Consider the following 15,764-nt stretch of genomic DNA (forward strand, 5'->3'; position numbering starts at 1 on the left):
CGCGTCCATGTCTGGAACATGGGCGCGGATCTGTTGCGGAAATGCCAGCCGCCGATGCCGAAGCCGCTTGGTGGGCCCGGTGGCAGTCGCTGTGTCTTGTGTGTCGTGTCGCTGCTGTCGTAAGCGAAGCAGGAATATTCTGAGTGTCCTAGGAAGAGAACACAATCGGACAAGTTAGAAAATGCGATGCAATGTAGGACGAAGACGAAGACGAAGACGAGCATTTCGTCGTCGGCGTCTGGCGGGCAGGTCGATGAGGCTGCCGGGAACGACTCCGCCGATCTGATGAAGCCAGGTTGCAGAGGGCCGGGGCATGGCTGCCGGGACGGCCACGCGCGCGATCGCCACCAGTGGCGTCGCCGGAGCGCCATCTGTCGACCGCTGTCGCAATAAACTGTTGAAGCTGCACAACCAGACGGATCAAGCGGGCCTGCCAGCCGATCCCTGTGCCACGGACTTTCGATAGCCAACGGGATTGGTGTAGTCGACATGGCGATACTTGGGCACTCGCGAACTCCAGGGCGCGTACAGATAGTGCAACGCGCGGCCGACGACACTGCGTTCAGCTTCGAGGCGGTTTTCATCTCTTAGCTCCAATGTGACATGGACCAAAAGCGCGGTCTTGAGGGCGGAGTAGCGGTCGCGCGGCACGAGGCTGGCCGTGATGCCCTGCGCCATTGCCTGCATTTGTGGCGGCAGGCTGGCCAGGGATGCGGTAGCCAGCGCGCAGTACCCGCTGCCCTTCGATGCGAGCTGCCATAACTGCCATGTGTTCGACGAATGCATCTGAAAGTCCTTAAGTCGTTGTGAAGTTGTTGTGAACCGGAAATCGGAAATCGGGAGGGCGCGGCAGCGTGCCCGCTTGCCGCGCGATTACTGATAGCTCATCGTGAACGTGGCGTAGCCTTTTGCCTCTCCGGGTGTCACGGTAGATGCGGTCTGGATGTAGCGCGCCTTGAACGGGATCGTCACCGGGACATTGCCGAACTGCCCGATGAACCACTGGTTCGGATTGTTGCTTTGGGAAGAATCGGGGCCATAACTGACCAAGCTATTGTCGGTCCCGCGCAGTACCTGAATGCCGACGCCCTTTGCCTTGGAGTCACGCGACAGGGACAGCAGGTTGCTTCGATTCGACCAGTTGGTGCCGTCCGTCATCGTGAAATACATCCGCGTGGACGTTCCCTGCGTGCCCCCTGAGCACTGCAGCCGAATCTCGAACGGCTGCTCGTCGGTGGTCGTGCCAACGCCCTTGAACGCGCGGATCGGAATCTGGCCGAGCGGCACCGAGATGGACGGCGTCATCACCCTGCATGCGGGGATTTGCGGCCTGATGGGGAGCGAACCGTTGATGAAGACACGCCGGATGACGAACGCGTGATCGACCGCGGTAGTCGTGCCGATTTCGCCCGACAGTGACCCGCCCACCGTGATCGGGCCTGTCTTGACCAGTTCCACCTTGAAATCCCCGCCTCCCAGGTACCAGCCCGCGTTCTTTGGGATATAGGACTGTTGCGGCCACCATCCGATCCACCCTCCTTCGATGCGCACACCGACACCGGGAACGCCGGTGGCATAAGTATTAAAGGCCCCTGGAGCCCCTTTTCCCTCGTATTTGACCGTGCCAATCAGGGATGTACAGGTAACGTCGCCACTTGGCCCGGTTGCCGTCCCCTTTTCGGAAAAAAGAACCGTCCCGTCTGGAACCATGGGATCAAACGAGGAGGGCGACCAGGAGGGGAGCCTGACCTCGAGATACTCGACGGGTCCGACGTCCCTGGCGATGATCGAGCAGCCCGCCAGTGCCTCCGAAACAGGAAGGGCAAATGCTGCGGTGCAGCCAAGTATTGCCCTGCGACACCGCACGGCGCTTTTCTGAACAAGGCGATGCTTTCGTGGCATCTTGATTCTCCTTATGATTTTTGGTTGGCGGCCAGCGGGGAGGGCGGCCGGGCATGGCATGAAGTGCGAGGCAATCGGCTGGCGCTACTGGTACGAGAACGTAATCGTGCTGCGCGCACTCACGGTACCCGGCTTGATCGTCTCTTCCGTCTTGATATAGCGCGCTTCGAAGGGCACCTTGATGACACTAGCGGATGTCCCGGATTTACCGACCAGCCACTGATTGGTATTACCTTTGGCCGATGAATCCGGCCCAAAATTCAATGGAATGGTCGTGCCTTGCTTCATTATTTGAATACCCAAGCCAGATGCCGTCGAATTCTTTGCCAGGCTAAGGACATTGCCGGTATTCGCGGGATTTGTCGCATCCGTCAACGTTGCATAGACACTGAGGTTCGCATCGCATTGGAGCCCCAACGAAAACGGCGTCGATTTGGCGGCAGAGACATCGCCTACCGCTTTCAGGCTATACGTCACCAACTGCGGCATAACGACCGTGTTGGTCGCGCCGGACGTGATCGTGCATGTTCTTGCCGTAACGGCAATGCTCAATGCGGCCAGACTTATCGGCCTCCGATTCGTCACGACAGCTCCACCCTGCATGGCGCCGATGGTCAGGATTTTTTGAGCCGGGACACTATAGGTTCCCGTTTCGATAGCCCCCGTTACGACGAGAGTCACCTTCTCGTTGTAACCCCAACCGGTAGAGCCGGTGGGCCCGGCCGGAAGCACAGTTGGCCCAATCCCAATAGGGTAAAGAGTTTGGTTGAAATTCCCCCCTTCCACGGCATAACCTATGCCGGGAATTCCGGTTTCAAATACAGCAGCGGGGCCCCTGGCGCCCTTAAACGTCACACCCGGAACCACTTTCCCGAGCGGCGTTATGACGATTTCATCGATCCAGCAGCTGCCGCTGTCAACACCGCTAGCGCCGTATCCGGCAGTCGATGACGGAAACTGAATCCCGGGGGCTACCGAATCTCTAACAGTGCTGATCGAGGTCGGAAGTTTTGCAAATGCCTGATCGGAACCCATTGAATCCACCCAACAAGCAGCAAACGCTGATTCAGACAGAAATATGATGCCCAGGATTGGAGCGCGCGAAGTCATTTTAAATAGCATCATAAGTCCCTTTGCCAGATGCGTGGCGGATCCACCAAAGTTTCCAATACCATCCGAACATCGGAATACGTCATCGGGTGCATCTTTCCATCTCACCGTGCGGGCCGCCTGTTCGTCCGAAAAATGAAAAGATAAAGCTGACTGCCGCAAAGCCAAACATTGCCTAGCAGCGGAAAGCGATGCCTCTCTCCTTTCGTGGCGCTGCGATCTCCTTTGGGGTTTCCCGCGTCGGCCGAAAAATCCATCGCATCTCTTTCAAAATCTGATTTGCACTACTGATACGAAAACGTAATCGTGCTGCGCGCGCTGACCGAGCCAGGCTTGATGACCGGAAGGGTCTTCACATACTTGGCAACCATGGGAATGGTGAAGGTGCTGCCCGAAGCCGACGCGTTGCCGACCAGCCATTGGTTGATGTTCCCCTTTTTCGACGAATCCGGGCCGAACAACAGCGGCGTCGTCTTGCCCGACCGAAACATCTGAATGCCCACGCCGGATGCGGTGGAATCGCCGGCTAACGTCAGCGTATTGCTGGTATTGGTAGGATCCGAGGCATCAGTGACCGTCGCGTACAACCCCAGGTTGGCATCACATTTCACCGCGATGGAGAAAGAGGCCGATGCATCCGACACGGCGCCGACCGTTTTCAGGCTATGTACCAGCAAGGTGGGCATCGTGACAGCATTGTTCGCGCCGGAAGTCACAGCGCACGCCCGTGCCGTCACCTTGATATTCAGAGGCCCCAACAGTGCGTACATTGGAGGGCTGAAATCGACTTCGACCCCTTTGTTCGTTCCCCGCAAGCTCGCTATCCTTTGCGTCGGCGTGCTGTAGGAGCCGGTAACAAGCGGCCCGGTCATAACCAGGTACACCCTGTGAATGGGACTCGTACCCGACTCTGGGATGAGTAGCGTCGTTCCCGGGCCTATGGCTCTCTGCTCGGAGACGGACCCAAAATTGTCCCGGCCCCCATCCATTACGTAGCCGATGCCGGGAATTCCCGTTTCATAAACAGGATAGGTGAGCCCCCTGTTTTGGAACGTAAGGCCGGGGACCAAGATTCCCAAGGGGGTCGACGTTAGCGTATCTACGGCGCAACCGTTGAAGTAGCCAGAAACCTTGGCCCCAATCGTACTTGACGGAAGCTGAGTCCCCGGGATGGCGGCATCTCGTGAAGTACTAATGGAACTGGGATAGGAGGGGTTGATGGGGAATCCCGTATCGGTGGTCTTGCAGACCGCATGCGCAGCGTTTGGCAAGAACGTCGCACCTAGCGTCAGGGTGCCAAGGCATGCCATCAAATACCGACGCAAGATCGATTTATTGAGATGGCTATTGATATAGCTGGTAAGATTTTTCATCGCTGTTCCAACGTGATATGTTGTTTGTATTTTGCAATTGATTTTTTAATTGCTAATTTAATTTTTTCGCGCTGCATCAAATGCAGATACGGACCAGCGAGGCCAATTCCACCAATTCATCAGGGTCGATATCGTATGTCTTTGAAGATTGATGGATCCCGAAGATTTCGCTGCGCGCGTAGCCCCCCACATCGCGCAGCGTCCTGCTCGTCCGAACCTCTTAGCGATTCGGCCGGTTCACCGCATAGGACGGCCTTTCTGCTCCGTCCGCGCATGCCGCATCGATGCGCTGCAGCGGCTGCAGCCCCTTCTCCTTCTTCCGCTCCGGCAGCTTGTAGGGGACATGGCACACCGCCGATTTGTCCTTGCCCCATTTGACGGTCAGCTCGCCCTGCGACTCCAGGCCGCGCGCGAAGATCTTGCCCATCTGGCCGACCGAGCCGACCTCTTTCCCTTGCTCGTTGAGCACGGTGGCGCCAAAGGGCAGCGGCGAGCCGTCCGGCCGCCGGGACCGGATCAGGGCGGAACGCCCGGACTCCGTGGCAAATTTCAGCAGCGGGACGGATCCCGCCAGCGGCGCCACGCGCTGGCTGGTCTCCTTGAGCTCGACGTCGGTCGACAAGCCCTTCGGATCCAGCTCGATCATGTTCATATTGAACGGCGTGAGGTACGGCACGATCGCGTAGCCCCGGCTGTCCACCCGCACGCCCGATGCATTGGTCACGCGCGCACCGGCCGCTTCCGGCGCTTCGATGATCGCGAACGTCTCCGACAGCGGCTGCGACAGCGTGATCCCGCCGCTATGTGCGACCATGGCGCCGCGCGCCGACACGGAGGCCTGCTGGTAATCCGCGCCGCCGCTGACACTGGCGCTGAGCTCGGCGACCGGCGCGCGATACATCACGTTGGCGCCGCCATTGGTCGTCGAGCTGCCGTCTCCGGACGAGTGATTGGCGTTCAGGCCGTAGGAGAAGTTGTTGTCCAGGCCGGCCGAACCGGAGAGCGACGATTGCAGCTGGGTTCTCCCGTTGCTGTCGTGCACCATGTTGCCCGACACCGTCACGGGGGTCTTGCGGCCCAGCGGAATCGTCACGCCGACGTAGTACTGCGTGCTCATGCCGCCGCTCGGGCTGCGCTGGCGCGTTGCCGAAACGCTGTAGGAAATATTCTTGTAGGCATTGCTGTAGCCCACCGAATAATTCACGTCCGAACCGCCGCGGTTCCAGTACGTTGCCGTGGAGGCGGTCGCGCTGAGGTTGCCGCCGCGCTCGCCCAGGCGCTGGTTGAGCGTCAGCGATGCGCGATTGCGCTGCCGCCATACCGTGTCGATCGAGTTGCCGCGTTCGGCCTGCTCGCGTGCGAGCATGGCGTCATTGAGGCCGAAATACCCGGCTGTCGAATAGCGGTAAGCCGCAATCGAAACGTTGGTGCCGGTTTGCACCACGTTCTTCGCATAGCTCACCCGCACACTGGAGCCGTCGAACCGCTTCACGCCCGGAATCAAGGTGCGTGCCTGCGTGATGTCGGCCCCCATTGCGCCGAACGAGGTGTTCAGCACGCCGCCGCCCATCACGGACACGTAGCCTTCGGCCACGGTGATACCGCCATAGCCGGTCAGCAGGTTGGTGAAGCCGCGCTGCCAGGTGGCCTGGGTGAAGAGGGGATTCTTCGAGCTCTGCTGATTGCGCACCGTTCCCGCCACCACGCTGTAGCGGTTGGTGCCAGGACGCAGCGAAAGCGGCACCGCCGCGTACGGCACGGAGAACGAATGCACGACGCCGTCCGCTTCCGTGACGGAAACGTTCAGGTCGCCGCCGTACCCGGTCGGGTAAAGATCGTCGATTTCGAACGCGCCCGGTGCGACCGTGGTTTCGTAGAGCTTGACGCCGTTCTGCGAAATCGTGACCCGCGCGTTGCTCTTGGCCACGCCGCGCACGACCGGCGCGTAGCCGCGCAACGAATCCGGCAGCATCCGGTCGTCCGAGTAGACGCGCACCCCGCGGAACTGGGTGGAATCGAACAGCTCGCCTGAGGTATAGGATTCGCCGATGACGAGCTGCGACGACAGCGACGGCAGACTCCGCTGCACATAGGTTGCAATGTTCTGGTACTTCTGGCGTCCTTTGTCATCCCAGTTGTACGACCCGTCGTGACGGAAATGCCAGGGCCCCAGGTTGATGCCCGTGTTCAGGCCGAGATATCCCTGTGTCTGGGTGTTGCTGCCCTGGTTCTTGGTGCTGTAGACGTTGAGGTTGTAGCCGAGCATCCCGACGGGAACGCCCTGATCCCATTGATCCGGACTCACGTACCCGCGCGGGTTACGCACGAGCGAAACCTGCGGAATGCTGAGCGTGAGCCGTTGTTCGCTGAAATCGAAACTGGTGCTCGCGTCCGGAATGGCTTGCCCGAGACGAATGCATGCATCGGGCTCGGCGAGCGAGACCTTCACATGGTGAGGCAACTTGCCGAGATTGACACCGGCCTGCTTCAGCAGCGCTTCGTTGAAGCAAGGCTGGGCATCCGCCGTACCGGGCACGGCCTTGAACGGAACGCTCGCGCGCCCCACCCAGTTCTGCTCGACATAGAGGTCGACACTGTACGTGCCCGGCTGGACGACATTGGCGCGCTGGAACTTCGACAGGTCAACGGTGCCGGCGCTGTTGTTGAGAAAGCCGCCCTCGAACTCGACTTGCGCGACCTGCAGCGCCTCCGGAGTTCCGCCGTCCGCGTGCGCGTTGCTCTGCCAGCCGGCCAGGCTGGTCAGCAGCAACGCGCATATTGGCCGCAGCTGCGGCATGTGACCAATATCGGAATTCGGACGCTGAATCGGCGGCATACAAAACACTCCGGGAGGAAAACTTCAGGCGATCATGGATCGGACCACGACATCAGAGCTAGGGTCCGATCTTGCCGCCCGACATGCGTACGTGGCACACGGATGCGCAACGGCTACTTGTGAGAGATTTCTGGTGCCCCAGCAGTGGGGCTGGTGATGACGTGCTGACCGGCCAGGCTACTACCGGAGGTCGGTGACGACGGGCATTTGGGCATTCCTGCTGCCGCCCCAATCGTCGATGCTGCTGAACTCGACTGTCGCTTCCGTGGTGGGCATCGATTCCAGCCCCTTGACCGGGAAGGTCTGCGACGCGCCGGGCAGCACATGGCCCATGCCGGCATCGAGTGTCTTCCCACCCATCTTCAACTGGACGCTGCCGAGGCTGACGACATAAGGGGTTGGGTTGACGGTTTTCAAGACATACTGCTGATCGCTTGCGCCCCTGGTGAGCTGCCATTTGAGCTGGGCGGGGGCTTCCTCGGCTTTGCCGGGCAAGCCGGTCGGCCGGTACATCAGTTTGATCCGTGTGCGAAAGGCGACCTGGAGCAGGTTGCGCTCATCTTCGGCGCTCGGTTTCGGGGGAACGTCCAGTACGTTGAGCCAGAACAGCGTTTCCTTGTCAGTCGCCATCGGCTCGTTGGTATGGATCACACGCAGGGTCTGGCCTTTGCCTGGCTCGACCCGGAACATGGTCGGTGTGAGCGTGAACGGCACATCGATCTTGTCCGGCGTTTCATTTTCATTGCCGTTTCCCTTATCGATCCAGGCCTGAACCAGCGAAGGGAGCTTGCCATCGTTCGTGAGCTTGATGGTCATCTCCCGCTCTTCCGCGGGAAAGATCAGGCGGGTTCCTGACACGACGACCGTGGCATTGGCCGATGTCGCAATCGATGCGGAAACAATCGATGCGGACGCAATCGCCATCGCCGTCAGTAACTTCGGAATGCTGTGTCTCATATGACTGTCCTTTGAGTTATACCTCCTGTCGCAAGCCGCCGACCCGTTCGGGTCGGGCGGCTTGCAAAGCTGGTACGATCAATCCCCGGAAATCAGGGATCCGTCTTCGCGCTTAGGGATACATCAGGGTGTATTGCACGAACGAGTTCGCGGTACCCGCCGTCGACACGCCAGTTGCCGTGTATTCGGCGGCGTAGCTCATCTTCGCGCCACCGCTGGTGGAATCGATGTTCACGACCTGCGAGTTCTGGTCGGCGCTGGCTGCACCCACCTTGATCGGCGCGGACTGATCGTTCAGCAGGCCGATTTCCACGTTGGTAGCGGCGTCGGTACCTTGCAGCTTCAGACGGCCCGTGTCGGCGTTGACGGTCGTGCCGGGTTCGAAGGAAACCGCGACCTTGGTGGGTGCATCCTTAGCGACGCTGCAGCCCGTCAGCGTGAGGACGAACGGCGTACGGCCAGCAGTGGCGCCTGCCTTGGACAGGGTGTTGGTACCCACGCGCGGCAGCGCCACGGTCAGGTCGTTGGTGCCGCCATTGATCTTGCAGGTGGAAGCGATCACGCTGCCGGTGAAGTTGATCGTGCCATCGGCAGCTTGCGCCGAACCGGCTGCGGTCATCAGGCCAGCGGTTGCCAGGGTGATTGCCAGGATTTTCGTTTTCATTTAGGTTTCCTTTCGGAGGTTGCGAAAAAGGTTGCAAATAACGCTTGATATGCGGAGCCAGTCAGCGGTGCTGCGAGTGAATGGCTTTACATTCAGGCATGGTCGAGACTACGCACTCTGTTATGAGACGTGCCTCGGTACAGAGTGGCTCACAGCCGGTACCGTGGGCGACCCCGTATCAGGGAAGTCAGCCAGAAGATGATGATTGGCTTCTGCGACTACGATTCATCAATGCTGGCCGACACTGCTGTCAATGCCATATCTGATGAGATCTACATTGCTCTTTATTCCGAGCTTTCGCATGGCGCTCATCTTCTGGCAGCTTATTGTCTGCTTGCCCTTCTTGAGCAGGGCTGCGATTTCACCGACGGTCATCCCGGAGATATAGAGGCGCATAACCTCCGATTCGCGGGGAGAAAGCGGTTGCGATTGTTCGATATCGGACTCAAAACAAGATAACGCCGCACGGATCTGCGAAGAAACATATTCGCCGCCAGATGAACTGACAAGAATTGCGGTGATTATCTCTGCTGCATCGTCTTGCCACCCTACAATTGCGGAGACGCCAAGGGACAATACAGACTTGATAATGGCGGGCTGCTTGTAGCTCGTCAGGACGACAATTTTCACATTTGGGTGAAGACGCCGAAGACGAGAGAGGTAAGCCAGCCCATCGCCAGATTCGCTTCCGCGAATCGCGTAATTCGTAATAACAACATCACACTGGATGTCGGATAGTGTATTAAATAGTTCTTGCGACGTTTCACACGAAGCCAAGATGGATATCTTCGAAATTGAATTCAGCGCGCATTTCAGGCCACTCAACATCAATGGAGTGTCGTCAGCCAGAACAACGCTTATATTAAATTTACGCATATTAACCTTGGCGCCTTTCTGCAGATTAAATAGTCATCCCCTGTAACGGTGTAGGTGGGTGGGCTTGCAATATGTATATGATGTCCGATTTTCGATCCCAAAAATATGGGACAAGTACGAAATTCACGCTACTTAATAGGACGAGTCCTAATTTTAAGAATTGTTCACACTTTGGATCTTGCGGCATCCCAGCCTGGGCAGGCCGCGCAGGCATGCCCGGCGATGCCGGCGCGAGCTCGCGGGAAACAGGAGCGGATCAAGGTCGAAGCGGGAGCATTTGGGGGCTTGGGACACGCCACTTGCCATGTCAATGAGGGTGCGCCGAACTCGCCTGCTGGGGGGCGGCGCATGCCGCAGAGCCTCGTGCCCGGGGGCGGGGAAGGGGAGCAGGAAAGGAAGGGGAGCGCGGTTGCCTATGCGAAAGCGAAGGTGCTGAGAGAGGGGCCACACCATGATTCGTCGCGAATCACGGCGATCCGCTTCAGGTCAAATTGCAAAGTGGCGCAGGACGACAGGACGACAGGACGACAGGACGACAGGACGACAGGACGACAGGACGACGGGACGACAGGACGACGGGACGCCGGGCGGCCGTCAGCCTGCGGAGAAGAAGCGGACTATTGCATCCTGCCGGATCGCGGGCGAGATCAGAAAGCCCTGGGCTCTGTGACAGCCGGCCTCCTGGACAATGCGCAGTTCGGCTTCGGTTTCCACGCCTTCCGCGACGACGGTCAGGCCCATTTCGCGTCCAAGCCGCACCACGCTCGAAAGGGCGGCACGAAAGGCATCGATCATGATGGCGTCTTTCACCATGGACCGATCCAGCTTCAGTTCCGTGAAGGGCGTCGCCACCAGTCTGTAGAACGAACTGAACCCGCTGCTGAAATCATCCTGCGCCAGGCCAAAGCCGTGCATGCGCAGTCTGCATGCGCCAGCGTAGTAGTTGCTTTCCTGCGCTTCCATGGTGTCTTCGGTCAACTCGAAACCGATAAGACGCGGGTTGCCGTTGCATGCTTTCACCTGCGCGTGCAATCGATCGGGAAGATCCGGGTCGTCGAGCAGCTTTGTCGTGAGGTTCACGGAGACGGCAATATCGTGGCCGGATGCGCTCCACTGTCTTTGTGCGGCGAGTGTCTGTGCCAGCATGGTTTGCAGCAAGTGGGCCTCAAGCCCTTCACGCTCAATGTCGGGCATGAAGGCGCCGGGCAGCAGCAGCCCGAATTCCGGATGCTCCCAACGCACCAACGCCTCCGCGGCGTGGCCCAGGTTTTCGGCCAGCGCGTATTTTGGCTGGAACCAGGCCTGCATTTCGCCGTTTTCCATGGCGGAGATCAGGGTATCGCGCTGAAAATCCGGGATGTTGCCGGAACGGACGGGATGTGCACGCTTGACACTCCCGATATATGTGTCGAGGGCTGCATTCACGGCATCCTGGGCGAGCGGCTTCGGCAACGTGGCCATCACCGCTATGCCCCGCGATTCGGCGACCTTGCGGGCGCCGACCAGTATCGGCTCCGATGCGGCACTGGTGACCACCAGGGCCGGTGCGAACGGCGACGTAGGCAGGCTCTGGATGATCTGGATGCCGTCGACGCCGGCTACATTGAGGCCGGTGACAATCAGGTCGAAGGCGCACTCGCCCAGGCGCTGCAAGGCTTTGGCTCCGTCAATGTAGCCTTCGACATGATGCTGGCCCTGGCAGGCGAACATTTGCATCGTGGTGGAAAGGTGCTGCGGACTCTCTTCCACGACCAGGATGCGATGACGGCTCGCGCTGCCCATACCTGCAGGCCTGGCGTGGGTGCGTGCGCCACAACCGTGCATTGGGTTGCCATGAACCTGGGCTTGATGAAGCGCGAGGGAATTGAGAGATCCTTTCATACCGACAGGATACGAGGATGGCCGGCATTTCAGAATAGGACGAGTCTGAATTGAGGGGGTGGCGAGGTACTTACTTACCGAATGAATGAACGAGCGAAGCGCTTACCATACCCCTCGTCGCGAGGAAGTGGCCATTGGCTGGGATCGGATACCATTGATATGACCCTATTTGCACATCGGCGGACCAATAGTGATCTTTAGTTATCATTTGGTGTTGAATTTAAGCGCTGCCGCTGTGCGGCCTGACAACTGTTGTTTGTGGTGAGCTTGCGCTATTTGCCATTCGCACCCCGGGGGTCTTGTGCAACTTTCTACAAGCGTGGGCTCGATGGATGACTTTCATTTGCGTGTCGTGGTCGCGGACGACCACCCTGTCACGTTGCTTGGCATTGCCCATTCGCTGCAGGGGGTCAGCGGAATCCAGGTGGCGGGGACAGCCTCAAGTTCCACGGAGCTGATTGACGCCCTGAGTCAGCAGCAGTGCGACGTCCTGGTTCTCGACTATGTCATGCCGGATGGCAAGTACGGCGACGGACAGGCACTTATCTCGATGATCCTGCGGCGGTATCCCGAGGTCCGCATCGTGACCATCACCATGGTGGATGATCCCGCGGTGCTGCGTGCCATCCAGAAGCTTGGCGTGACTTGCATCCTGAGCAAATCCGATGCAATGGCGCATATCGTCACTGCTGTGCATGCCGCCCATACCGGTGGGCAGTACTTGTCGCCCACCGTTGTGTCCTTGCTCGAAGATCAGGAGTCCCCGGACGGTACTCGCAAGCTGAGTGTCCGCGAAGCGGAAATCGTGAGATTGTTCCGCGCGGGCTACAAAGTGGGCGAGATCGCCGCCCAACTGCATCGCAGCAAGCAGACCATCAGCGCGCAGAAGGTCGCGGCCATGAAAAAGCTTGGGGTCACGCGCGATGCGGACCTGATCCGTTACGCCGGCAACGAAACGCAGCAGGAGCCGGAAGACGGCCCGGAGCAAGCGTGATGCGAGCGCGCCACGTGATGTCAATTTCGCCATGAAACTGAAACGCCTTGTCAGGCACCGCAGCATGCGCGGCCGCCGCGACTTCAATCCCGAGTTGATGAAGCGGCGTCAGCTTGCCCTGCTGTACGGAGGTGGTGCCGCATTATCGGCTTTTATCCTGCTGTGCTCGGTGTTGGCCGTGTGGATGGCGGCCAGTGACTACAATGCGGCCGCACGCGCCAGCTTTCTGACGCAGGAATCCAGGCTCCTTGTCAGCATGACAGGGGCCGGCGCGGTCCTGAAGCGGGGCACGGGCTATGCAGAAGGCGTGTGGGATAGCCAGGGGCAACCGTCGGCAGCCTTGCGCGAACAGTACCTTTCGCATAACGGTCAACTGTGGATCAGCCAGGATTCGGGCCGCCGCGTCTATGCCGTGGCCACCGAGGTCACCGACGTCCGGCCAGCATCGAGCTTCCTGCCACTGCTGGCAATGGTGGAGAAACAGCTCAAGTCCAGTATCGTGCTGACGCGGACTCCCGAGCTTTCCGCGAACACCTATTTCTATTCAGTACAGGGGGATTTCCTGGCTACGCTGCTCCGGTCGGGAAGCGGCTACGCTGTACCGTCGTCACGGCTGCCCGATGCGCTCCGGTTGTTCAGGGAGGCCTGGCCGGACGTCGTCAGCCTCACGCAGGCTGCTGTAGCGCATCCCGAAGCCGCGCCGGCGGACGTGGTCTGGATGGCGCCGCAATTTGATCCGCTATCGGGTGAGCTGATGGTCCGCTTCGCACAGTTCCTGTTCGACAGCGATCGCAGGCCGCTCGGCATCGTCGTTGCCAGCAGGCGTCCGGGCCGGTTCCTGAATGGCCTGCAGAATCCGTTCCATGGGGGCGAGTTCGCCATTCTCGACGGGCGCGGCAAGGTACTGTTGACGCCCGACGGCGATCGGAGCGCCTTCATCAACCGTGTGGCAGCCGCGCATGTCGCTGCGGCGCGGCCGGGCGTGCAACAGACCTTCAGGGATGGCATCTTCAAGGTCAGTGAGCGCATTCCGGGGACGGACTGGACCCTCATTTACGCTTATAGCCCTTACGCAATCCTGGCCGGCCTCAAGTATCGCCTGCTGACGATCGGCGCCCTTGCCGTGGTGGGATGGCTGTTGCTGTGGATCCGCATTGCCATCTATCGCCGCAAGATCCTCATGCCGGCCTACGAGCGCGCAGTGCGCCTGAAGGAGAGCCAGAAGCTCAACCGCGCGCTGATCCATACGGCGCCCGTGGGCCTTAGCCTGCTTGCGCATGGCGATGGCCGCGTGATCGTGGACAACAACGTGATGGCCCGATATGCCGAGCAGGTCAGCGCGCCGCCGCTGAACCAGCGGCTGTGGGAACTCTATCGCCGTGCGTCGGAAGAGCGTCCAAACCGGATCCGGCCGTTGATTGGCCAGGAGTTGACCCTTGGGGCGGACACACAGGCCTTGACGCATCTGCTGGTGAATTTCACCCATGTCAAGTATCGAGGGGAAGCGGCAGTGCTTTGCGCGCTGCTTGACATCAGCGCGCAGAAGAAAACGGAGCAGAAGCTCAGGGAGGCGCGCCAGGCAGCCGATCAGGCCAACAAGGCGAAATCCACGTTCCTTGCCACGATGAGCCACGAGATCCGTACGCCGCTGAATGCGATGATCGGCAGCCTGGAACTGATGGGGCGCTCACCGTTGCCTGCCGGCCAGCGGCGTAGGCTGGCGATTGTCGAGTCTTCGTCCGCTTCGCTGCTTCGCATCATCAATGACGTGCTGGACGTTTCCAAGGTCGAAGCGGGGCAGCTGACCTTCGAATCCATTCCTTTCCGTTGCGACCAGTTGCTGCAAGACGTGCGCGACACGTTCGCGCCGCTGGCGGAGGCCAAGGGCCTGGCGCTGACTTGCGAAATCGCGCCGGGCGCCGCCGGCCACTTCCTCGGCGATCCGACCCGGATCCGGCAAGTGATCGCCAACCTGGTCAGCAACGCGATCAAGTTTACGGAATCAGGCCATGTGGCAATTCGCGCCGGCTTCGTGCAAGACAACGAGGTATCCGAAGTGCAATTCGAGATTGCGGATACCGGTATCGGGATGGATCCGGCCGTTGTACCAACGCTGTTTGCGCTCTATACGCAGGCTGACAGCTCTATCCACAGACGTTACGGAGGTACTGGCCTCGGGCTGCCGCTGTGCCGGCGCATCGTGGAGGCAGTGCAAGGCCATATTTCCGTCGACACCGCGCCGGGGCGGGGCACCACGTTCACGGTCAGGTGGCCATTGCAACGGACGGAGGCGCCTTCGCACGGGTCACAGGACGGCGGCGCAACGTCGGCCAAGGCATCGGATGCCGCAAGTGCGGTGGAGTCCGATGCCGGCGAGCCGCCCATCCGGGTGCTTGTCGCGGAAGACCACCCGGCAACCCGTGCCATGCTGGCCGACCAGCTCGAACAGCTCGGCTTTGACGCGACGATTGTCGAACATGGCGCGAAGGCACTGGAGACGCTTGCGCACAGTCAATATGACATCGTGCTGACGGACATCGGCATGCCGGTGATGGATGGCTATGCACTGGCATCTGCCATCCGGCAGCAGTACCCAGGCTTGCCGGTTGTAGCGATGAGCGCGCATAGCATGCCGGAAGACGCGGCTCGCCGTCTGGAAGCGTCCATTTCCACCGTGCTGAACAAGCCTTTGCCGCTCGCGGTGCTGGAGCGTGTCCTGCGGGCGCGTGCCGGTAGAAGCCCTAGAAGAGAACCGGATAGCGACAAGACGCCGGCGGAATTGCCGATCACCCCGCAGGTGTGCGAGGCGATGCATTCCGCTACGCGGGAGGCAACGGCGGCGATTGCGGATGCCTTGCATGCGGGCGACGCCGGCGCAGTCCTCAATGCACTGCACTCGCTGAGCGGTGGCTTCGCACTGGTGGGAAATGCGACCCTGGCAGAACTCTGTAACGGCATGCGGCAAGTGGTTCGCAGCGAGGGACTCGATAGCTTTCAGGTGCTATGGCCAGCATTCCAGCAGGAGATAGAAGACGGGCTGGGCGCCTTGAAAGCCGGAAGTCAGGAAACCTGACGCACAACGCACCGAACGAAGCGGCCAGGATGCGCCAAAGCCGCCCGCGATGACGAAGGCCTTCACGCCCTCTCCCCTCATGGGGAGAGGGTTGGAGT

The 15,764-nt window shown here is 60.0% G+C and carries 11 protein-coding genes; 2 read left to right on the plus strand and 9 right to left on the minus strand.

Annotated features, from left to right (window positions below):
* Positions 1-420: 420 nt before the first annotated feature.
* From AC1DS6_RS01665 to AC1DS6_RS01705, 9 genes are all read right to left on the minus strand, one after another.
* A complete protein-coding gene (locus AC1DS6_RS01665) occupies positions 421-786 on the minus strand; it encodes a hypothetical protein (protein ID WP_477101806.1) in 366 nt (121 codons plus the stop codon).
* An 87-nt stretch (positions 787-873) separates the two neighbouring features.
* Positions 874-1,902 (minus strand): fimbrial protein, encoded by a 1,029-nt coding sequence (locus AC1DS6_RS01670; protein WP_477101807.1) that lies wholly within the window; start codon positions 1,900-1,902, stop codon positions 874-876.
* Positions 1,903-1,986: 84 nt separating this feature from the next.
* Positions 1,987-3,027, minus strand: coding sequence for a fimbrial protein (locus AC1DS6_RS01675; protein ID WP_477101808.1), 1,041 nt, complete (start codon positions 3,025-3,027; stop codon positions 1,987-1,989).
* Between the two features lie 269 nt (positions 3,028-3,296).
* Positions 3,297-4,385: a fimbrial protein gene (locus tag AC1DS6_RS01680; RefSeq protein WP_477101809.1), complete on the minus strand. Its 1,089-nt coding sequence runs from the start codon at positions 4,383-4,385 to the stop codon at positions 3,297-3,299.
* 220 nt (positions 4,386-4,605) lie between these two features.
* Positions 4,606-7,221 (minus strand): fimbria/pilus outer membrane usher protein, encoded by a 2,616-nt coding sequence (locus AC1DS6_RS01685; protein WP_477101810.1) that lies wholly within the window; start codon positions 7,219-7,221, stop codon positions 4,606-4,608.
* Between the two features lie 180 nt (positions 7,222-7,401).
* On the minus strand, positions 7,402-8,178 hold the full coding sequence (locus AC1DS6_RS01690; RefSeq protein WP_441634350.1) for a fimbria/pilus periplasmic chaperone: 777 nt from the start codon (positions 8,176-8,178) through the stop codon (positions 7,402-7,404).
* Positions 8,179-8,290: 112 nt separating this feature from the next.
* The gene (locus AC1DS6_RS01695) at positions 8,291-8,842 is read right to left on the minus strand and encodes a fimbrial protein (RefSeq protein WP_477101811.1); all 552 of its coding nucleotides are present in this window, start codon (positions 8,840-8,842) and stop codon (positions 8,291-8,293) included.
* Between the two features lie 228 nt (positions 8,843-9,070).
* Positions 9,071-9,718, minus strand: coding sequence for a response regulator (locus AC1DS6_RS01700; protein ID WP_477101812.1), 648 nt, complete (start codon positions 9,716-9,718; stop codon positions 9,071-9,073).
* Between the two features lie 594 nt (positions 9,719-10,312).
* Positions 10,313-11,500 (minus strand): EAL domain-containing response regulator, encoded by a 1,188-nt coding sequence (locus AC1DS6_RS01705; protein WP_477101813.1) that lies wholly within the window; start codon positions 11,498-11,500, stop codon positions 10,313-10,315.
* A 427-nt stretch (positions 11,501-11,927) separates the two neighbouring features.
* On the opposite strand from AC1DS6_RS01705, the gene AC1DS6_RS01710 reads away from it, so the two are divergent.
* Together AC1DS6_RS01710 and AC1DS6_RS01715 are read left to right on the plus strand one after the other, a co-directional pair.
* Complete coding sequence (locus tag AC1DS6_RS01710; protein WP_441634383.1) at positions 11,928-12,593, plus strand: response regulator; 666 nt, start codon at positions 11,928-11,930, stop codon at positions 12,591-12,593.
* Positions 12,594-12,624: 31 nt separating this feature from the next.
* On the plus strand, positions 12,625-15,666 hold the full coding sequence (locus AC1DS6_RS01715) for an ATP-binding protein (RefSeq protein WP_477101814.1): 3,042 nt from the start codon (positions 12,625-12,627) through the stop codon (positions 15,664-15,666).
* Positions 15,667-15,764 lie beyond the last annotated feature (98 nt).

The sequence above is a fragment of the Cupriavidus sp. 05L310 genome (genome assembly GCF_056398185.1).